Source organism: Muribaculum intestinale, assembly GCF_002201515.1.
GTDB classification, from domain to species: domain Bacteria; phylum Bacteroidota; class Bacteroidia; order Bacteroidales; family Muribaculaceae; genus Muribaculum; species Muribaculum intestinale.
This window is the reverse complement of record NZ_CP021421.1, coordinates 2,735,152-2,755,916: the sequence shown is the minus strand read 5'-3', so window position 1 is coordinate 2,755,916 and position 20,765 is coordinate 2,735,152. Positions and strand designations below refer to the sequence as shown.

General features: G+C 49.7%; 13 protein-coding genes and 2 pseudogenes. 9 read left to right on the top strand and 6 right to left on the bottom strand.

Annotated elements, in window-relative coordinates:
• Positions 1-90: 90 nt before the first annotated feature.
• Positions 91-873 carry an IS21-like element helper ATPase IstB gene (gene istB, locus ADH68_RS11235; RefSeq protein WP_068961956.1) on the bottom strand — a complete coding sequence of 261 codons (783 nt, stop codon included), beginning with the start codon at positions 871-873 and terminating at the stop codon, positions 91-93.
• Between the two features lie 37 nt (positions 874-910).
• Positions 911-2,512, bottom strand: a complete 1,602-nt coding sequence (istA, locus tag ADH68_RS11230; RefSeq protein WP_068959738.1) for an IS21 family transposase — start codon at positions 2,510-2,512, stop codon at positions 911-913.
• A 115-nt stretch (positions 2,513-2,627) separates the two neighbouring features.
• Here istA (ADH68_RS11230) and ADH68_RS11225 point away from each other — a divergent pair.
• The 3 genes and pseudogenes from ADH68_RS11225 to istB (ADH68_RS11215) form a co-directional block, all read left to right on the top strand.
• Positions 2,628-3,914 (top strand): annotated as a pseudogene (locus ADH68_RS11225) (toprim domain-containing protein); the annotation flags it as partial.
• Between the two features lie 115 nt (positions 3,915-4,029).
• A complete protein-coding gene (gene istA, locus ADH68_RS11220; protein ID WP_235606676.1) occupies positions 4,030-5,631 on the top strand; it encodes an IS21 family transposase in 1,602 nt (533 codons plus the stop codon).
• A 37-nt stretch (positions 5,632-5,668) separates the two neighbouring features.
• Positions 5,669-6,451, top strand: a complete 783-nt coding sequence (gene istB / locus ADH68_RS11215; protein ID WP_068961956.1) for an IS21-like element helper ATPase IstB — start codon at positions 5,669-5,671, stop codon at positions 6,449-6,451.
• Between the two features lie 75 nt (positions 6,452-6,526).
• On the opposite strand, the pseudogene ADH68_RS11210 reads toward istB (ADH68_RS11215), so the two are convergent.
• Positions 6,527-7,477 (bottom strand): annotated as a pseudogene (locus ADH68_RS11210) (phage integrase SAM-like domain-containing protein); the annotation flags it as partial.
• A gap of 268 nt (positions 7,478-7,745) precedes the next feature.
• A complete protein-coding gene (gene ppdK, locus ADH68_RS11205; protein WP_068960736.1) occupies positions 7,746-10,460 on the bottom strand; it encodes a pyruvate, phosphate dikinase in 2,715 nt (904 codons plus the stop codon).
• 389 nt (positions 10,461-10,849) lie between these two features.
• On the opposite strand from ppdK, the gene ADH68_RS11200 reads away from it, so the two are divergent.
• Positions 10,850-11,425 carry a 30S ribosomal protein S16 gene (locus tag ADH68_RS11200; protein WP_068960737.1) on the top strand — a complete coding sequence of 192 codons (576 nt, stop codon included), beginning with the start codon at positions 10,850-10,852 and terminating at the stop codon, positions 11,423-11,425.
• 109 nt (positions 11,426-11,534) lie between these two features.
• Here ADH68_RS11200 and ADH68_RS11195 read toward each other — a convergent pair whose 3' ends face one another.
• Both ADH68_RS11195 and ADH68_RS11190 read right to left on the bottom strand, forming a co-directional pair.
• Positions 11,535-11,765, bottom strand: coding sequence for a YtxH domain-containing protein (locus ADH68_RS11195; protein ID WP_107042909.1), 231 nt, complete (start codon positions 11,763-11,765; stop codon positions 11,535-11,537).
• Between the two features lie 141 nt (positions 11,766-11,906).
• Positions 11,907-13,496, bottom strand: a complete 1,590-nt coding sequence (locus tag ADH68_RS11190; protein ID WP_157517402.1) for a DUF6377 domain-containing protein — start codon at positions 13,494-13,496, stop codon at positions 11,907-11,909.
• Between the two features lie 237 nt (positions 13,497-13,733).
• Between ADH68_RS11190 and ADH68_RS11185 the strand changes: the two genes are divergently transcribed.
• The 5 genes from ADH68_RS11185 to ADH68_RS11165 all read left to right on the top strand — a co-directional run bounded on the left by ADH68_RS11185 (position 13,734) and on the right by ADH68_RS11165 (position 20,759).
• Positions 13,734-14,615, top strand: a complete 882-nt coding sequence (locus tag ADH68_RS11185) for a helix-turn-helix domain-containing protein (RefSeq protein ID WP_068960740.1) — start codon at positions 13,734-13,736, stop codon at positions 14,613-14,615.
• Between the two features lie 23 nt (positions 14,616-14,638).
• Complete coding sequence (gene creD, locus ADH68_RS11180) at positions 14,639-16,132, top strand: cell envelope integrity protein CreD (RefSeq protein WP_084274018.1); 1,494 nt, start codon at positions 14,639-14,641, stop codon at positions 16,130-16,132.
• Positions 16,133-16,357: 225 nt separating this feature from the next.
• Positions 16,358-18,304 carry an LptF/LptG family permease gene (locus tag ADH68_RS11175; RefSeq protein ID WP_198161560.1) on the top strand — a complete coding sequence of 649 codons (1,947 nt, stop codon included), beginning with the start codon at positions 16,358-16,360 and terminating at the stop codon, positions 18,302-18,304.
• A gap of 19 nt (positions 18,305-18,323) precedes the next feature.
• Positions 18,324-19,538, top strand: coding sequence for a bifunctional 3,4-dihydroxy-2-butanone-4-phosphate synthase/GTP cyclohydrolase II (locus ADH68_RS11170; RefSeq protein WP_068960743.1), 1,215 nt, complete (start codon positions 18,324-18,326; stop codon positions 19,536-19,538).
• A gap of 15 nt (positions 19,539-19,553) precedes the next feature.
• On the top strand, positions 19,554-20,759 hold the full coding sequence (locus ADH68_RS11165) for a pyridoxal phosphate-dependent aminotransferase (protein WP_068960744.1): 1,206 nt from the start codon (positions 19,554-19,556) through the stop codon (positions 20,757-20,759).
• Positions 20,760-20,765: the final 6 nt, after the last annotated feature.

Here is a 20,765-nt window from a genome sequence, read left to right as displayed (position 1 = left end):
AACCGGTGAGTGAGTCTGTATCTAACATTTGAAAAGGGACCCGGATAGCATTTGAAAAGGGGACCACCCGGGATGGGGATGCAAAGATAATTATATTTGTTGAGTCATCATTTCCTGAGTTTCTTTCATGCGGTATGATTTGCCTGTCATGTTAAGCAGTATAGCCTTGTGGGTCAGGCGGTCTACCATTGCGGTGACCAGTACTTTGTCGTCAATAATCTCGTTCCAGCGGTTGAAGGCGAGATTGGTTGTGACGACGGTCGTCTTCTTGTCGGTGCGGAGGGAGAGATGGTTAAAGAGCATCTCTGCGCCGGCCTTGTCGCAGGAGACGTATCCGAACTCATCACAGATGACCATGTCGTATCTCTCGAACTTGTTTTCCAGCGACCGGAGTGTCAAAGCGTTGCGGCACTCGCGTATCTGCGTGAGCAGTCTTGGCACGGATGTGAACAGCACCGAGTGTCCGGCATTACATGCGGCGATACCGAGAGCTGTCGCCAGATGAGTCTTGCCTGTTCCGGGATTGCCGTATAGAATGAGGTTGCGTCCGTTTTTGATGAAGTCGAGTGTCTCGAGTGTCGGGAGCGCTTTCCGGGCATCGGCGGGCAGAGCGTCGGTGTCGATTTCGTTAAGATAGCGAAGTTGCGGGAACCCTGCGTTTTTGATGCGGTGACGGCGCTGGTTTTCAGAGCGGTTCTCTTTTTCGCGCCGGAGCAGTTCGGCTGTAAACCGCCATAGGTTCCATTGTTCGTCGGCGCTCTGCTGTATAAGCAGGTCGATGTCGCGCCGCACAAGCGGGAGTTTAAGGTCGAAAGCGCATGAGCGAATGAGCTCCCGAAGTCCGTCACGGTCTGTTTCATGTATGTCTGTCATTGTCATTCAGTGTATTGGTTGTTTTTTGGGGGGGTATTCAGTCTGCCTGCGATGCGCGGGTATATTCCATAAATGATGAAAGCATGTCAAGGGTATGGCTTGCCGAACTTTCTATTTCAGCCTGTTGCGGGTCGGGAACGTTCGTTGCCGCGATATCGGCGGTTGACTGCATATGTCCTTCCGCCGAGATCATCTGAGCCTGTATCTGTTCAGATGAGAGGCGCTGGAGCCCGCGGGACGAAAGACTTGTGGCGGCACGGACGATGTCAGTGTATGCCAGATTGTTGTCGCGGGTGAACACAAGCAGTTCTATGAAGCTTCGCGGAGACTCGCGGAAGTGTTCGCGGTAAAGCGCCGCCACCGACGGATGTACCTGTTGCAGAGCCACAGACCGCCCCAGAGCGGCCGGTTTGCGCAGGAATGTACCCAGATAATGCATCAGGTCGATGACCCAGTCGCCGGAGCGTCGGCTTCGGGCATGATTGGCCACCTTGTCGCGTCCGTAAAGCACCACGATGCGCTCGGAATACAGCTTTACCGCCACCTGCGAGCCCACCAGACGGTCGGGCACAGAGTAGTGCACTCCGTCAACGGTTATCGTTGAATACTTTCCGACGCGGTACAGCCGCTGCTCGAAGCAGCCGATGTCACCGTGGTCCAACGGACGTAGCGCCGCCAGATCGGCCTGTATGCGCAGGCGTTTTTCTTCCGCCGACATGTTGGACGCCTCTGTGTTGAGCCTGTCGCAGACTGCCGCCAGATGCGTCTGCGCGGCATCCAGGGAGTCAAACCGGACCTCGAACGAGAATGCACGACGCCGGATATATTCCACCGAACGTTCCACCTTGCCTTTTTCCCATCCCGAGCGAGGGTTGCAGAAATGGGGTGTGAAACAGTAGTGTACCTCCATGCGCAGCAGCGCATCCGTGTGCTCGCGGTCGCGCCCGAGGAACTTCTTTACGGCGGTACGCATGTTGTCATAGGCCATCACGCGCGGGGTGCCCCCCAACTCCCGGAAGCAGTTGCGGTGGGCTTCCATAAGAGCCAGGGTATCTTCGCGCGAAAACAGATATGCCTTGCGCATATTGCTGTGGTCGAGGGTGAATACCGCCATGTGAAGGCGAGTCCTGACTCCACCGATCCACAGGGTAAGCACGCCCCAGTCGAACTCGCAACGGAATCCAGGCTCATAGTCCTGACGGATATATGCCTTTGCAGGCTTTTCTTGCGACTTCGGCGCTGCCTCCAGCGCACGGACATACTGACATACTGTGGAATAGGCGATACGCACGCCATCGTCCTGAAGACGTCGCCACATATCGAGCTTGCGCATCTGCTGCTTGTGCAATCCGGCAGCGACGTTCTCCCGGTTGCGGGCGATAAAACCATCGATGCGACGGCGGACATCATCGGTCACAACACGCCTGACGCGTCCGCTGCTGTCATACTTCGGCCTGGTCAGCAGATAATCGTCAACCTCCCGCTCTGTCGGTGACGGGCCGGCCTCTCTCTCGAACTCGCGCAGATACTTGCGCACGGTCTTGCGGCTCATGCCGTTGCGGCGCGCTATCTCGCGGATGCTCATCCCCTCGCGGCGATGAGACAGAATAATGGATGTTTTTTCCTCCATGTGTAGCATTTTGTGGAATCGTTGATGTCGTTCTTTCTAATCAACGATATCCGGTTGAACTTACCCATGGGGTGGGTCCCTTTTCAATTGCTCTACCTGGGTCCCTTTTCAAATGTTAGATGCAGCCCAGGCATACGCCTATGGTCGCTGGCCAGAGGAGTTTTGCTCTACATTTGGAGTGGGATATGCTCCGAAGGATGGCCGTGCATTCATGGAATACTGCAAAAGAAAGGCGGTAGATACGGATTTACTGATTGAACTCGGTCTGCTGAAACGGGACAAGGAGGACAAGGAAAAGATTTATACCGCATTCCGTGAACGTGTTATCATTCCTATACGCAACCGCTGGGGGCGAGTCATCGCTTTCACCGGTCGATATATCGGCACCAATGACAAGGCCGCAAAATATATCAATTCCGACAATTCGGAGATCTACACCAAAGGGGATACAATCTTTGGAATCGACAGGGCTTCCAGAGTGAGGGATGCCGCCAATGTCATTATCGTCGAGGGCGCGCCGGATGTCATGCGCTTTAATATACTCGGATATGATAACACCGTGGCGACACTGGGAACATCATGGACCGACCACCAGTTCGAGCAACTGAAGAAATACTATCAGGCAATCACCTTTGTACCTGATTCCGATGTAAAGGAGGGAGAGTTGTTCGGCCCAGGCTTTATCGCCGTGATAAAGAACGGAGCCGAGGCCATACGCAAAGGGTTTGATGTCACAGTAAGAGAGATTCCTTTCGCGGAAGTTGAACTTACGGATGAGGAATTGAAGGAGTTATATCCCGACGGTGTGCCGGATGATGCCGTGAAAATAAAGCCCGGCAAGAATGATGCCGACAGTTATCTGAAAACCGCTGTTGATTTCACCTCATTGTCGGAAAAGTATTTCATCGTATGGCTGGCCGAGAAGCGTTTCTTCGAGGCTGACTCAATTCAGAAGGAACGGAACGCAGTGTCGGAGATAGCCGACCTGCTGCGTTATGTGAAGGATTCCCTTACTCAGTCCCAGATAATCGAGCAGCTCTCTAAGATACACGGTAAAGTGAAGATGTGGCGCGATGCCGTCACAATGGCCCGTGGCATTGCCCAACGGAATAAGGAATCAGATGCTCCCACTGATGAGAGGCAACAGAAAATCGAAGACCTCCGTAAAGCCGGGCTCTTCATCCGTAACAACTGCTACTATACAATAGGGAGCGAAGAGGAAGATCCGGTGATAATCTCCAATTTCATCATGGAGCCGTTGTTCCACATCAGCGATGACAACAACGGCACTCGCCTCTTCAAGCTCATAAATGAGTATGGCGACACAAGAGAGATGGAGATCAGAGAGTCTGAAATGTGTTCGCTTGCCGCCTTCCAGCAGAAGACCGGTACTCTCGGCAATTTCATATGGTGCATCTAACATTTGAAAAGGGACCCAGGTAGAGCAATTGAAAAGGGACCCACCCCATGGGTAAGTTCAACCGGATATCGTTGATTAGAAAGAACGACATCAACGATTCCACAAAATGCTACACATGGAGGAAAAAACATCCATTATTCTGTCTCATCGCCGCGAGGGGATGAGCATCCGCGAGATAGCGCGCCGCAACGGCATGAGCCGCAAGACCGTGCGCAAGTATCTGCGCGAGTTCGAGAGAGAGGCCGGCCCGTCACCGACAGAGCGGGAGGTTGACGATTATCTGCTGACCAGGCCGAAGTATGACAGCAGCGGACGCGTCAGGCGTGTTGTGACCGATGATGTCCGCCGTCGCATCGATGGTTTTATCGCCCGCAACCGGGAGAACGTCGCTGCCGGATTGCACAAGCAGCAGATGCGCAAGCTCGATATGTGGCGACGTCTTCAGGACGATGGCGTGCGTATCGCCTATTCCACAGTATGTCAGTATGTCCGTGCGCTGGAGGCAGCGCCGAAGTCGCAAGAAAAGCCTGCAAAGGCATATATCCGTCAGGACTATGAGCCTGGATTCCGTTGCGAGTTCGACTGGGGCGTGCTTACCCTGTGGATCGGTGGAGTCAGGACTCGCCTTCACATGGCGGTATTCACCCTCGACCACAGCAATATGCGCAAGGCATATCTGTTTTCGCGCGAAGATACCCTGGCTATTATGGAAGCCCACCGCAACTGCTTCCGGGAGTTGGGGGGCACCCCGCGCGTGATGGCCTATGACAACATGCGTACCGCCGTAAAGAAGTTCCTCGGGCGCGACCGCGAGCACACGGATGCGCTGCTGCGCATGGAGGTACACTACTGTTTCACACCCCATTTCTGCAACCCTCGCTCGGGATGGGAAAAAGGCAAGGTGGAACGTTCGGTGGAATATATCCGGCGTCGTGCATTCTCGTTCGAGGTCCGGTTTGACTCCCTGGATGCCGCGCAGACGCATCTGGCGGCAGTCTGCGACAGGCTCAACACAGAGGCGTCCAACATGTCGGCGGAAGAAAAACGCCTGCGCATACAGGCCGATCTGGCGGCGCTACGTCCGTTGGACCACGGTGACATCGGCTGCTTCGAGCAGCGGCTGTACCGCGTCGGAAAGTATTCAACGATAACCGTTGACGGAGTGCACTACTCTGTGCCCGACCGTCTGGTGGGCTCGCAGGTGGCGGTAAAGCTGTATTCCGAGCGCATCGTGGTGCTTTACGGACGCGACAAGGTGGCCAATCATGCCCGAAGCCGACGCTCCGGCGACTGGGTCATCGACCTGATGCATTATCTGGGTACATTCCTGCGCAAACCGGCCGCTCTGGGGCGGTCTGTGGCTCTGCAACAGGTACATCCGTCGGTGGCGGCGCTTTACCGCGAACACTTCCGCGAGTCTCCGCGAAGCTTCATAGAACTGCTTGTGTTCACCCGCGACAACAATCTGGCATACACTGACATCGTCCGTGCCGCCACAAGTCTTTCGTCCCGCGGGCTCCAGCGCCTCTCATCTGAACAGATACAGGCTCAGATGATCTCGGCGGAAGGACATATGCAGTCAACCGCCGATATCGCGGCAACGAACGTTCCCGACCCGCAACAGGCTGAAATAGAAAGTTCGGCAAGCCATACCCTTGACATGCTTTCATCATTTATGGAATATACCCGCGCATCGCAGGCAGACTGAATACCCCCCCAAAAAACAACCAATACACTGAATGACAATGACAGACATACATGAAACAGACCGTGACGGACTTCGGGAGCTCATTCGCTCATGCGCTTTCGACCTTAAACTCCCGCTTGTGCGGCGCGACATCGACCTGCTTATACAGCAGAGCGCCGACGAACAATGGAACCTATGGCGGTTTACAGCCGAACTGCTCCGGCGCGAAAAAGAGAACCGCTCTGAAAACCAGCGCCGTCACCGCATCAAAAACGCAGGGTTCCCGCAACTTCGCTATCTTAACGAAATCGACACCGACGCTCTGCCCGCCGATGCCCGGAAAGCGCTCCCGACACTCGAGACACTCGACTTCATCAAAAACGGACGCAACCTCATTCTATACGGCAATCCCGGAACAGGCAAGACTCATCTGGCGACAGCTCTCGGTATCGCCGCATGTAATGCCGGACACTCGGTGCTGTTCACATCCGTGCCAAGACTGCTCACGCAGATACGCGAGTGCCGCAACGCTTTGACACTCCGGTCGCTGGAAAACAAGTTCGAGAGATACGACATGGTCATCTGTGATGAGTTCGGATACGTCTCCTGCGACAAGGCCGGCGCAGAGATGCTCTTTAACCATCTCTCCCTCCGCACCGACAAGAAGACGACCGTCGTCACAACCAATCTCGCCTTCAACCGCTGGAACGAGATTATTGACGACAAAGTACTGGTCACCGCAATGGTAGACCGCCTGACCCACAAGGCTATACTGCTTAACATGACAGGCAAATCATACCGCATGAAAGAAACTCAGGAAATGATGACTCAACAAATATAATTATCTTTGCATCCCCATCCCGGGTGGTCCCCTTTTCAAATGCTATCCGGGTCCCTTTTCAAATGTTAGATACAAGCTGTCGGAGTCGCAGTATCGCTGATGAAAGATGAAGAGATATTCGTCATCTTCTTCGGCGAGATACTTGTCGAATATAGGCTGGATGAACGGTTCGACGCGCATTTCCATATACGCCTCGTCGGAACGACTGTGGCGGGTCTTTGCTCGCTTGTAATGAAGGATGCCGTTGTAGTAGTCGACCTTCTTCATGTTGTAGAGATCAACTGTGTTGATGCCGCCGAGGCAAAGTACAAGTTTCGCCACGTCACGTCCGAACTCCGGCAGAGGGGAGAGCATTTTTGATTTTGGCAGAGGACGGTTGAAGGACTCTCGACATTCCTCGGCACTGATAGCCTTTTGTTCAGCCTTGTCAGCCTTTGGAATGGAGACTTTCAGCCATGGATTGAACTTGATACGGATTATCCCTTTCTCCTCATCGTTCAGTTCAAGAATCGCTGCCTTGAATATCTGACGTATGCAGACAGGATACATCTCCTTACAACGCGCCTTGGTCATGAGCGTCTTTATCCACCTTTGAAGAACGGAGGATGAAAGGAAGGAGAACATTATTTGGTTAGTGCCAAGGTATCGCTCCAGACTCTGCACAGCCATCTTGTAGTTCTTGGCGTTGCGCTCGTGACCTGAATTGATCATTCGGTTGATGTGGAGCTTCGCGTAGTCTGTGAAACTCGCATCGCTCTCTTTCGTCTGTAGGAATGACACAACTTCCTGAACAGTCCAGATAGACGTATCCTGAAGATTGAGACGACGTGTATAGTCGGAGATGAGCTGAGTACAGTAGCGTAGTACTTCGTTGTCGCGAATTTCCTTGGTCTTGGTCACCGAGGAGGGTGCGACTAGTTTGTCGGTTTTGATATACCCGGGTTTTCTGTTTTGTATGACCCGGATGTAGACGGGATAGTAGCCGTCCGAGCGTTGCTTCTGAACGCATGGTCTTAGGGTTGCCATAACTCTCTTGTTTGATATATGATTAATATTTGATGCCTGTGGGCTTTTTTTTATTAATCAGAGATTTACGGCTGATTAAACGCTCTAAACATCGCTCTAAACACGCTCTAAGCAGAGGGGATAAAAAGTCTAAGCAATTTCTAAACATTTCCGTTCATACTGCTCGGAAAGCGTGTCGGAATGAGCGGGAGGTCTAAGAGTAAATTAGGCCGTAACCCCTGCAAAGCAAGGTGTTACGACCTAATTGTTTGGTTTCAGTTACTAAGGATTAATCCTCGATGGCGGCCTGCGCCGCAGCTACGCGGGCGATAGGCACGCGGTAGGGAGAACAGCTGACGTAGTTCATGCCGAGCTTGGCACAGAACTTAACGGAGCTGGGCTCGCCACCATGCTCGCCACAGATACCTACCTTAAGTTCAGGCTTGGTAGCACGGCCTTTCTCTACACCCATGCGTACGAGCTGACCAACACCCTCCTGGTCAAGGACTTCGAAAGGATCGGTCTTGATAATGCCATGTTCTTTGTAGAACTTAAGGAACTTGGGAGCATCATCACGAGAGTAACCGAATGTCATCTGAGTAAGGTCGTTAGTGCCGAACGAGAAGAAGTCGGCTACGGTAGCAATCTGATCAGCGGTAAGGGCCGCACGGGGTACTTCAATCATAGTACCGACCTTGTAAGCAACGCTTTCTCCACGTTCCTCGAATACCTTGGATGCGGTAATGTTGATGACATCAGCCTGATTCTGGATTTCCTTAAGAGTACCAACCAGCGGTATCATGATTTCGGGGAATACCTTTATACCACGGGCTTTCATATTGAGAGCAGCCTCAATGATAGCACGGGTCTGCATTTCGGTAATTTCGGGATATGTGATACCGAGGCGACATCCACGGTGTCCGAGCATGGGGTTGAACTCCTCAAGACTGTCAACCTTAGCTTTAACCTCCTCAAGGGTAAGTCCCATCTCGTTGGCGAGCTCTTTCTGAGTAGCAGTCTGATGAGGTACAAACTCATGCAGCGGGGGATCAAGCAGACGGATGGTAACGCCGAAACCGTCCATGGCTTCGAAGATTCCTTCGAAGTCAGAGCGCTGCATCGGGAGGAGTTTGTCAAGTGCATGACGACGACCCTCAACATCGCTGGCGAGAATCATTTCGCGTACAGCCTTGATGCGGTCGCCTTCGAAGAACATATGCTCGGTACGACAGAGACCGATACCCTGAGCGCCAAAATGACGTGCCTGCTTAGCGTCGCGGGGTGTATCTGCATTAGTGCGCACAAGGGTCTTGGTGTACTTTGCAGCGAGATTCATAATTGCGCCGAAGTCGCCGCCAAGTTCAGGCTCGGCAGTGGGCACCTGTCCATCATAAACTTCACCGGTAGAACCATTGAGAGAAATCCAATCGCCCTCATTGTATACTTTTCCACCCATTTCGACAGTCTTGGCCTTATAGTCGACCTTGATTTCGCCGGCACCACTGACACAGCATTTACCCATGCCACGGGCAACAACGGCTGCATGAGAGGTCATACCGCCACGCATGGTAAGGATACCCTGAGCCACAGCCATACCGCGGAGGTCTTCAGGTGAGGTCTCGATACGAACCAGAACCACTTTCTTCTTCTTTTCCGACCATGCCTCAGCCTCTTCGGCAGAGAATACAATCTGGCCGGCAGCTGCACCGGGAGATGCGGGGAGGCCCTTGGCAACGACATTGGCACGCTTCAGGGCAGCCTTGTCAAACACAGGGTGGAGAAGTTCATCAAGTTTCTGAGGCTCCATGCGAAGAAGTGTTGTCTTTTCGTCAATCTCACCGGCACGGAGAAGATCCATGGCAATCTTGACCATAGCAGCGCCAGTACGCTTGCCATTTCGTGTCTGGAGCATCCAGAGCTTACCGTCCTGGATTGTGAACTCCATATCCTGCATGTCCTTGTAATAGTTTTCCAGGCGGTTGGCGATTGCGATAAGTTCAGCGGCACATACGGGCATCGATTCTTCGAGCGAGGGGTATTTCTCCACACGTTCTTCTTCAGTGATGCCCTGAAGGGCTGCCCAACGGCGGCTTCCCTCAACTGTAATCTGCTGAGGAGTACGGATACCGGCAACGACATCCTCGCCCTGTGCGTTGATAAGATACTCGCCGTTAAATATGTTTTCGCCTGTAGCTGCATCACGGCTGAAAGCCACACCTGTTGCAGAATTGTCGCCCATGTTGCCATATACCATGGCCTGAACATTAACGGCAGTACCCCACTCTTCCGGTATCTGGTTCATGCGGCGATAGAGAATAGCACGTTCGTTCATCCAGCTGTCAAACACAGCGCAGATGCCACCCCAAAGCTGTTCCCATGCACTGTCGGGGAAGTCTTTTCCGGTAAAATCTTTTACAGCGGCTTTGAAGAGTTTCACGAGATTCTGCAGGTCTTCAACATCCAGCTCAGTGTCAAGTTTGACGCCTTTTTCGGCCTTGACCTTGTCCATAATCTCCTCAAACGGATCAATGTCGGCCTTGCTTTTGGGTTTCATGCCAAGAACCACGTCACCGTACATCTGCACAAAACGACGATAGCTGTCCCATGCGAAACGGGGATTTCCGCTCTTTTCTGCAAGAGAAGCTACAGTAGCGTCGTTCATTCCCAGATTGAGCACGGTATCCATCATGCCGGGCATTGATGCGCGCGCACCTGAACGTACAGATACCAAGAGAGGATTGGCAGGATCATTGAATTTCTTTCCTGTGAGAGTCTCAACATGAGCTATAGCGGCCTCTACTTCTTCCTGTATCAGCTTTACTACAGACTCACTACCGTTGAGAGTGTATTCGTTGCATACTTCGGTAGTAATGGTGAAGCCCGGAGGCACAGGCATACCCAGAAGATTCATCTCAGCAAGGTTGGCACCCTTGCCACCGAGAAGGTTTCTCATCTCGGCATTACCTTCGGCCTTGCCATCGCCGAACGTATAGACTCTTTTCATTTGCTTTGTTGGTTAAAAGTTAAACTTATTTAATTTTTGGTCATATCATATTTTTCAAAATTCCGAAGAGAAGTATCGCAAATTTAGCGTTATTCTTTGTAACAGCGAAATTGTTTCAGAAGAAAAATGCCCGCATTGTGCTTTTTTATGCAATATCCACAATTTTTCATCGTACAACCGTACAGCAAAACAGCAGGATAACGCCAAGACATGTTAACGAATCATAATTCAGCTATAGTACCACTTTTCAATAAGAAAAAAACTTTGCAAGCCATGACCAGAATCATTTTGTAATCTCAATAAAAATAAGTAATTTTGCACCGCAATTCCGGTTTACAGAGCTAATCGGAAACGCAAACAATACAAAACCACTAATTAACAACAATTTAATGGCAACCAAAATCAGATTACAGCGTCATGGTCACAAGAACTATGCGTTTTATCCTATTGTAATCGCCGATAGCAGGGCACCACGAGATGGTAGATTTATTGAAAGGATAGGTTCTTATAATCCGAACACTAATCCTGCTACAGTAACATTGAACTTCGAGCGGGCTTTGTATTGGCTCAACGTAGGCGCACAGCCCACCGACACCGTACGCAGCATCCTCAGCAATGAAGGCGTGCTCCTGATGAAGCACCTTCAGGGTGGTGTAAAGAAGGGCGCATTTGATGAAGCTGAAGCCCAGCGCCGTTTCGACGCATGGAAGCAGCAGCGTCAGGCAAATGTAGATGCGTTGAAAGCCGACATGGCTTCCAAGAAAGAGATAGCCCTCAAGGCTCGTCTGGAAGCAGAGGAAGCAGTCAACAAATCAAAGGCAGAGGCCGTAGCAAAAAAGAAAGCTGAAATCGCAGCCGCTGAAGCCGCCAAGGCAGCAGAGGCAGCAGAGGCAGCCGCAGCAGAGGCAGCCGCAGCAGAGGCAGCTACAGAGGAAACTCCCGCAGAAGAAGCTGCAGCAGAGTAAGCCAACGGCTGATTTGCCCACATAAATATTGAAAAAACCACTCAGGGGGTGACATCAAAAGATGTCACCCCCTGTAGTTTTATTGAAATCCATTATCATTCACGCCGGGTTACTCAGCAACCTCCGTCTTTTTACCAACAGCCGGCACATGTTCACGAGTGAATTCCTTCACACGCCCGAGCTGTTGTTCCGCACTGCCATAAAGATCAAGGATAGCACGATTTACCTCACGTCTAATCTGACGTCCGCGTGATGTTGTACGTGTATATCGTTCTGCTACGACTCCTGTAAGAGCGCCCAGAATAAGTCCTGCGATAAAAGTTGTTCCGCTACTTTTCATAGACATTCATTTTTAATAATAGGGGTTAATAATGTTGCTTCTCAATACACTGCCAAAGTAATCCTATCATAACGCCACCTTAGCAGATATTTTAACATATAACCCTGTTTTAACGGAAAAAGTTTATTGCACGGAAATGCATCACCCAATTTTCATGATGTCCTCATCGAAAGTATCCCGATTAATAGCCCGATTGCGCAATCGGTTACGATAGGAATATATTGTATTTACCGAATAGTTCAGCGCCTGAGCTATCTTAGGACTGTCCTCGACACCAAGTCTGATGAATGCAAGAATACGCAAATCGGTATTCAGACGCTCACCGGCGTCCAGTTCAATCTTACTGTCGTCGCGCAACAACTCGTTTACCCGTTCGACGAAATCGGGATATATATGCAGAAACGCATTGTCAAATGTAGCATAAAAATCACGACTTTGCTCTTCGGCAAAACGTCCTGACTTAGTCATACGGTACAGTTCATCTGTTGCACCCGTAGCAATTTTTCGAGCCGCAATCTCACAGAACCGATTAAGTTTGTTCATATACACCGTACAAAGGGAGACAAACTCACTCATATATACTTCCTTAGCATGATTGGTAATCTCGAGATTACTCCGGAGTTCCTGCTGATGCCGCATTTCACTCCGCAATTTAACAATCAACAATATCAGTCCTACGGCAAGCAAAGCCATCAGTACAAGCGCACAATAAAGCCGGATACGATTGCGACTGTCGGCATCCCTTCCGGCAGCGGAAATAACAGGAATAGCTTCAGATGTCTGTAGCATACGCATCGCCGCGTGACACTCTACAGCACTGGCCAAAGCCTCCTGCAAATAATAGTCGGCTCGCTCAATCTCCCCTTTGTCGTACATGGCGATTCCAAGCTGCTGCAAAGATGTGACCTCACGGGTCGCTGACCTCACATCGGCGATTGCAGAAAGAGCAAGATAATGAATACTCTCATCAACACGACCCTGCCGAGAGGAAATCTGTCCGACAAGCGATGCTACGCGAGCCGCCATATTTGAGTTAATATCAATGCGTTCAAGCAATTCCGTAAGAATGGCATATGCCCTTGCATCATTTCCTTTCATAAACTCGCATTCGCCGGCATTAAGCAGCATATCCGGTGAATCCGGCTCAAGCATGCCAACCAAACGTTCCTGCAGTTCCGTAGCCTTATTATTCCAACGATTCTGTTCATCAGGGAAATTAGGAAACTGAGCTGCAATATAACTGTACATCTGCCGCCCAGCCCACAGAGCCATTGCCTGATGTATATTCGACAGGCTATCCAGAGTAAATGACTCAAACTCCGCTATAGCGCCATGGCTGAATCCTACCAAAGGCATCTGCTGAATGCGCTCGAGCCGCATTTTGAATTCAATGTCGCTATCTTCAAGTTTATGAGCCAGCCTCTCGGCACGCCGACACTCCACAAGCGCACTGTCGGTCAGGAATCCTCTATACAAATTTGCGATTTCAACAGTAAGCATCAGACTGTCGCCCGATGATGCAGTCTCTCTAACCATTCTTAAAGAATCAATTCGAGCATTACGCGCGCTTACATACGCATCACGATTTACGAGTTCCTTGTCTAGTCGCACCAACAGTCTCTCATAATCAGAACTTGAATCATAAGCAAAGCCACGACTATGCTCCGGCTTACAGGAGACAGCGGACAGAGCCATTAAAAAAAATACATATATCGTAATATAAGCATGCATGTCGAATATCTTTTTCCACCCCTAAGTTACATCTTTTTTTCAACCGACACAACCGCTGCATAAATATAGGATACGCCGAAGTACATCATGAAAAAACGCTCCAATAACATTCATTAAGGATTGATTTTGCAATATATCGCAAAGATTGCATATTTTTGCAATGAGCAAAAGTATTGTATTTTTATACGTACCTCGGATTTCACCTGCATCAACATCTCTTCATCACAACTTCGGCCTATGGAGATTAAGACAATCGACCACATTCCCGCAGGTTCTCCAATTGCCGGGAATATCGACAATATCGCAATTTTCAGCGATGTATCAAAAATCAAGGGACTTCGATTTCCTTTGAGAATTGATTTTTTCCTGTCCATACTTTGCGAGCATGGAAGCCTTACAATCAACTATGACAACCGGAGCCACACCCTTACAGCCAATTCGCTGATTGTAATGCGCCCCGGACACGTATTTCACAGCTACACACCATCGCCTGACTTCAGCGGACATGCCATAATGGTATCCACCCGGTTTTTCGGAGAAACAATACCGGGTCTCACGCAGATACTTCCCTCTCTCACCCATTTCCATGACCACCCCGTAATCAGCCTGACATCCTCCGATGTAGCTCAGCAGATTGAAATCCGAAATCTTATTCAACGACGGGCATACGGCATCACAAACAACGGATTTCGCACCGATATAGTACGTTCGCTGCTTGAAGCTCTGTTCTTTGAGACACTGAGCCTCTACTCATCACACATGGGAGACCGCACGCCAAGCTCAATGAGACGCAAAGACGCCCTGTTATTCGGCTTCATTCAGCTTGTAGAGGAGAATTTCCACGCCGAACGTTCCGTAGCATATTACGCCGAACGACTTTTTGTAAGTCCCAAACATCTGTCGGCCATGATAAAAGAGGCAAGCGGACGCACTGCCGGAGACTGGATTGATTCATATGTGGTAATGGAAGCAAAGAAATTGCTTCGCAACACAGGAATGACGATACAAGAAATCAGCACCCGCCTTAATTTTGCCAACCAGTCATTCTTTGGAAAATATTTCAAACACCTCACCGGAGTATCTCCACGACAATACCGCTCATATCCAAATGACAAATAAATTAACCCATAAATCCGGAAAACATGAATCAGAATCCACCTCCGGGCGGCACTCCTCCACCTATCCCCCGGCCGCCACACCACCCTTCCTCCACTTCGATTCCGCCTCAATTTGTTCCCGCGCATACCGGAACGGCACCTCGCCAATCTATAAGCCTCAAGATTCTATTTATCGTATTGCTGTCTCTCCTGCTCCTCATCCCCGATATGATTATCTATTCGCTCAATGACGAGAGAGCTGACCGGCAAAAAGAGACGACACAGGAAATCTCAAAATCATGGAGTGGCCCTCAGCTACTGTCAGGCCCGATAATTTCCATACCATACATTACTAAAAACAACAGGAATAAAGACTCCATCGGCGGAACAATCCGACTGTTGCCCGCGACACTTAACGCATGCGCCGACATAAAATCCCAGACACTCAGCCGCAGTATATACGAAACTACCGTATATAACGCCGACGTAACTCTGAATGGCGAGTTTGACATGCATGCCCTGAAAACCACAGGAATCCCCGTCGACAGAATGCTTTTCAGCAAAGCGTATGTGACCGTCGGCATCGGTGACCTTAAAGGTGTGGAAACAATCAACCCCATTAAGATAGGGCAGACAGAGTATACCCTCGACGGCACATCAGACGAGGATGTATATGTAAATGTGACCTTCAACAATAATACGGATTATACCAAATTTTCTCAAACAGAATACGAAGTAGAAGTAGTCGACATCGATGATTACACCTCATCGACATCAGGATGCATGCAAGCATCGATTTCCATCGATTCCACCGCATCGGCCACCATTCCCTATTCTATTATCATGCATATCAGAGGATCGCAATCGTTAGGAGTGACTCCTATCGGAGCCGAAAGCACGATTTCAATGGCAGGAATATGCAAGTCGCCATCCTTCTCAGGAATGGTAATCCCTACCGAACGCAACATTGAGGCCGACAGTTTCTCTGCCAAATGGATTGTCAACTCTATCAACCGAGACTATCCCCAGTCATTTATAGGCGATAAACCATATAAGATATCACGTTCGGCCGTAGTCACCAACATGCTCGTTCCCGTAGATCGATATCAGAAGACATCACGTGCCATGAAATATGCTATAATCGTAGTGCTGCTCACCTTCATTTCCGTACTTTTTGCAGAAATAATAGTGAAGCACCCAATCAATATGTTCCAGTACCTTCTCATCGGACTCGCTCTCATACTATTCTATTCCCTGTTGCTATCGCTGTCAGAGCATATGCAGTTCGGACTCAGTTATCTGATTGCTGCAATAATGACAATCGGACTAATAAGCATCTACATGCTCGGCGTCGTACAGTCAAGGCGCGTATCTATCACAATCGGGATAGTACTTAGTATAATCTACACATTCATATATGTGCTTTTATGCCTTGAGACCTACGCATTGCTTACTGGCAGTATCGGCCTTTTCATCGCTCTGGCCACAATCATGTATGCTTCGCTTAAAATCAACAATAAAGGCTATAGGCTACAATAACCCTGCGACATAATTGCCACACTACGACATCATTGGGGATGACCGGATTTATTATTTAAGAATCCAATCATCCCCATTTCTCATTATATGAAACATCAACACATCGCCAGAGTCCATCATTGCTCCTTAATAATATTGCTTTTCCCTTTCGATTTGCTCAGTTAATCGGAATTGCTTAAATTTGTCACTTGATTTAACCGATTTAAACATCCACCAACATCTGATATGCTACGTATAAAGCGACTATATCTATTCATGCTACAGAGCTTTCTGCCGCTGTTTGTCATGACCTTTCTGATATGCCTCTTTATCGTATTGATGCAGTTCCTATGGAGATATATTGACGACCTTGTAGGCAAAGGCCTGGAAATGAGCGTAATCGGCGAATTATTCTTCTACGCGGCCCTTACGATGGTGCCGATGGCTCTGCCTCTTGCGATTCTTCTGGCCTCACTCATGACATTCGGCAATCTCGGAGAGCAGTTTGAGCTTACGGCCATGAAAGCCTCCGGAGTGTCGCTTATCAAATCCATGCGCCCGCTGATTGCCCTTATGGTTATCGTGGCAATAGGAGCGTTCTTTTTTCAGAACAATGTATTGCCGGTAGCCCAGGCAAAAATGTATACCCTGCTCTACTCAATGAAACAGAAATCTCCGGAGCTGGAGATACCGGAAGGGGTGTTTTACGACCAGATTACCGGCTTTAACCTTTATGTGAAGCATAAGGACCGCGAAACCGGGATTTTGAACGATCTTCTCATCTACAACGTGTCAAAAGGCACCGACAATGCCACAATAATCTATGCCGATTCAGGCAAGATAAGCATGACTGATGACAAATCGCACCTTATATTAAACCTTTGGAACGGTGAGCAGTTTGAGAATCTTAGGGAACAGGGATCTACATTCTCCTCTCAGAATGTTCCATATCGCCGTGAGACATTCAATGACAAAGAGGTGCTTATCGCTTTTGATGCCAACTTCAACAGAATGGACGAAAGCGGAATGCGCAACCAGTATGTCGGGAAAAACATAGCGGAACTACAGGCCACCATCGACTCAGTGACAGCAAGAGTCGACAGCGTAGGCGATGTATACGGTCATGATATCAAGACACAACGCTATTTCGGATTAAGTTACTATAAGTATGAGTCGACCGACACCGGCATGCGAGCTATCCCCCAGCCTCCTGTGGCCATGGTCGCCCCGCTCAATCTCGATTCGATATTCTCAGGCTCCAATCCGGCATTCACCAAAAGCTACCTCAATCAGGCTCTTGACAAAGCCAAGCGTTCCCGCCAGGACTTTGAATTCCGGTCATATACAATGAATGACGACCGACGTGTAATACGCCGTCACGCCATTGAGCTCATGAAAAAGTTTACTCTTTCCATGGCATGCATTGTATTCTTTTTCATTGGAGCGCCCCTTGGCGCCATCATACGCAAAGGCGGCCTCGGAATGCCTCTGGTAATATCGGTATTCCTGTTTATCTTTTACTATATTATTGATAATACCGGCTACAAGATGGCCCGCGAAGGCCGGCTTGAAGTATGGGAAGGCATGTGGCTGTCTACATTTGTCCTATTGCCATTAGGCGTATTCTTTACATATAAAGCGGTAAATGACTCGGCTGTATTTAATCGTGACGCCTATGCCAATTTCTTCCGCAAACTCATAGGCCGAAGCCAGATGCGCAAACTTGAGCTTAAGGAAGTGGTCATAAATGAGGTCGACCTGTCCGTTGCCATATCCAAAATAAACAATCTCAACACACTTATTTCCGACTTTTTGCAGAGCAATCCACCAAGACAGAGCTACTTACAATACTGGCAGAACGGATATGACAGCATCCGGCTCCACACAATCAGAGCAGAACTGGAGCAGATGGTCGACTACCTCTCCAACTCACGCGAACGTCTGATAATACTTAAGCTCATGGAACTGCCCGAACTGCTCAGCCTGTGGTTTTATCACCCGTCGTCCAACAAGTTGCTCAGTTGGATGTTTATCATATTGTTGCCGGTCGGCATTCCGCTTTATATAATCGGACTTCAACAGCAACGCCATTTGCGTGAACAGCTCGAACATATAAAAGTGACCGACAACGAACTGATTTCACTGCTCAACACTCCCCCTCATACCAATACTGTTTTACCAACTGAAAGTTAAAGCTGAAATACTATACGAAATGGATAATATACGACTTGACTCAATCGATGAAGCCATCGCCGATTTCCGCGAGGGACGTTTTGTAATCGTAGTTGATGACGAAGACCGAGAAAACGAAGGCGATCTCATTGTTGCGGCAGAAAAGATTACACCCGAGCAGGTCAATTTCATGCTGAAAAATGCCCGAGGCGTACTTTGTGCTCCGCTTACTATATCACGCTGCAAAGAGCTCGAACTTGAGCACCAGGTTACTGACAACACCTCAGTGCTCGGGACTCCGTTTACAGTCACTGTCGACAAACTTGAAGGGTGCTCCACCGGTGTAAGCATCCATGACCGTGCAGCCACAATACGCGCCCTTGCCGACCCCGATTCGACACCGGCCACATTCGGTCGCCCTGGCCACATCAACCCGCTTTATGCCCAGGACAAAGGAGTGCTGCGGCGCTCGGGGCATACCGAGGCTGCCGTAGACCTTGCACGGCTGGCCGGCCTACAGCCTGCCGCCGCGCTTATGGAGATTATGAGCGACGATGGCTCAATGGCACGCCTGCCAGAACTGCGGCAGAAAGCCGATGAATGGGGCATGAAACTGATATCCATCGCCGATTTGATTACATATCGCCTGAAGCAGGAATCGCTCGTTGAGAAAGGCGTCGAGGTAGACATGCCTACCGAATACGGACATTTCCGATTGATTCCGTTCAAGCAGAAGAGCAATGGCCTTGAGCATATAGCAATAATAAAAGGCGACCTGGCCGGCAGCGACGAACCCGCACTCGTAAGAGTACACTCATCCTGTGCCACCGGAGATATATTCGGGAGCATGCGCTGCGACTGCGGAGACCAGCTCCACAAAGCGCTCCAGATGATTGAAAAAGAGGGCCGCGGTGCCGTGGTCTATCTCAATCAGGAAGGCAGAGGAATCGGTCTGATGGAAAAAATGAAAGCCTACAAACTCCAGGAAAATGGCATGGACACCGTCGAAGCAAACGTCTGCCTTGGTCATCTCGCTGATGAACGCGACTATGGAGTGGGCGCTCAGATACTCCGAGAAATCGGCGTGCGCAAGATGCGCCTTATGACAAATAATCCGGTAAAACGCGTCGGCCTGCAGAGCTATGGGCTCGAAGTCGTAGAGAATGTTCCAATCGAAATTGAGCCAAATCCATACAACCTCCGCTACATGCGCACTAAAAAAGACCGGATGGGCCATAATCTCCACAATCTCTAAGCATTACATAGAATCATGCCAAAAGTATCACAGCGCGGCACCGAGATGCCGGCTTCTCCTATACGTCGCCTTGTTCCACTGGCCAATAAGGCTAAAGAACGCGGTATAAAGGTATACCATCTCAACATAGGTCAGCCTGATGTACCCACCCCTGAAGAAGGATTAGAGGCATTGCGCCATATCGACCGAAAAGTGCTTGAGTACAGTCCTTCGGAGGGATTGCTGTCGCTGCGCGAAAAACTCCGTCAATATTATCACCGCTTTAACATTGAAGTCGATACGGACGACATAATCGTCACTACCGGAGGAAGCGAGGCTGTACTTTTTGCCTTCATGGCAACTCTTGATCCGGGCGACGAGATTATCGTACCGGAGCCAGCATATGCTAATTATATGGCATTTGCCATTTCGGCCGGCGCAAAAATCATAACGGTGCCCTCATCCATCGACGAGGGTTTCTCCCTGCCTCCGATTGAGAAGTTCGAGGAACTCATCACGCCTAAGACCAAAGGCATTCTGATATGCAACCCGAACAACCCTACTGGATACCTGTATACGATGAAGGAGATGCTCCAGATTCGTGACCTGGTCAAGAAATACGACCTGTTTCTATACTCCGATGAAGTATACCGCGAATTCTGCTATACAGGTGCGCCCTATATCTCGGCATTTCATCTCCCGGGCATAGAAGACAAAGTTGTACTCATCGACTCTGTATCAAAGAGATACAACGAATGTGGAATACGTATCGGAGCCCTTATCACCAAGCATCAGGAACTGAAGAAAAATATAATGAAGTTCTGCCAGGCCCGTCTGAGCCCTCCTCTTCTCGGACAGATTGTAGCCGAAGCGTCAATTGACACCCCTCAGGATTACATGCTTGCCACATACAACGAATACGTTGACCGACGTAAATTCCTTATTGACCAGCTCAACAAGATTCCCGGATGCTATAGCCCGATTCCGATGGGCGCATTCTATACGGTAGTCAAACTCCCGGTCGACAATGCCGACCGGTTCTGTGAATGGTGTCTTGAAGAATTTGAATACGAAGGACAGACAATATTCATGGCTCCGGCATCAGGATTTTACACAACCGAAGGCATGGGTCGCGATGAAGTCAGAATGGCATACGTGCTCTGCAAAGATGATCTTGCAAAAGCGATGAAAGTGCTACAGGAAGCCCTGAAAGCATATCCGGGCCATATTGGCAATTCTTGACAACCA

Excerpts from the sequence above, each read along its gene's own strand:
- istB (WP_068961956.1), bottom strand. The coding sequence starts at position 873 with ATGACAGACATACATGAAACAGACCGTGACGGACTTCGGGAGCTCATT.
- istA (WP_068959738.1), bottom strand. The coding sequence starts at position 2,512 with ATGCTACACATGGAGGAAAAAACATCCATTATTCTGTCTCATCGCCGC.
- istA (WP_235606676.1), top strand. The coding sequence starts at position 4,030 with ATGCTACACATGGAGGAAAAAACATCCATTATTCTGTCTCATCGCCGC.
- istB (WP_068961956.1), top strand. The coding sequence starts at position 5,669 with ATGACAGACATACATGAAACAGACCGTGACGGACTTCGGGAGCTCATT.
- ppdK (WP_068960736.1), bottom strand. The coding sequence starts at position 10,460 with ATGAAAAGAGTCTATACGTTCGGCGATGGCAAGGCCGAAGGTAATGCC.
- ADH68_RS11200 (WP_068960737.1), top strand. The coding sequence starts at position 10,850 with ATGGCAACCAAAATCAGATTACAGCGTCATGGTCACAAGAACTATGCG.
- ADH68_RS11195 (WP_107042909.1), bottom strand. The coding sequence starts at position 11,765 with ATGAAAAGTAGCGGAACAACTTTTATCGCAGGACTTATTCTGGGCGCT.
- ADH68_RS11190 (WP_157517402.1), bottom strand. The coding sequence starts at position 13,496 with ATGCATGCTTATATTACGATATATGTATTTTTTTTAATGGCTCTGTCC.
- ADH68_RS11185 (WP_068960740.1), top strand. The coding sequence starts at position 13,734 with ATGGAGATTAAGACAATCGACCACATTCCCGCAGGTTCTCCAATTGCC.
- creD (WP_084274018.1), top strand. The coding sequence starts at position 14,639 with ATGAATCAGAATCCACCTCCGGGCGGCACTCCTCCACCTATCCCCCGG.
- ADH68_RS11175 (WP_198161560.1), top strand. The coding sequence starts at position 16,358 with ATGCTACGTATAAAGCGACTATATCTATTCATGCTACAGAGCTTTCTG.
- ADH68_RS11170 (WP_068960743.1), top strand. The coding sequence starts at position 18,324 with ATGGATAATATACGACTTGACTCAATCGATGAAGCCATCGCCGATTTC.
- ADH68_RS11165 (WP_068960744.1), top strand. The coding sequence starts at position 19,554 with ATGCCAAAAGTATCACAGCGCGGCACCGAGATGCCGGCTTCTCCTATA.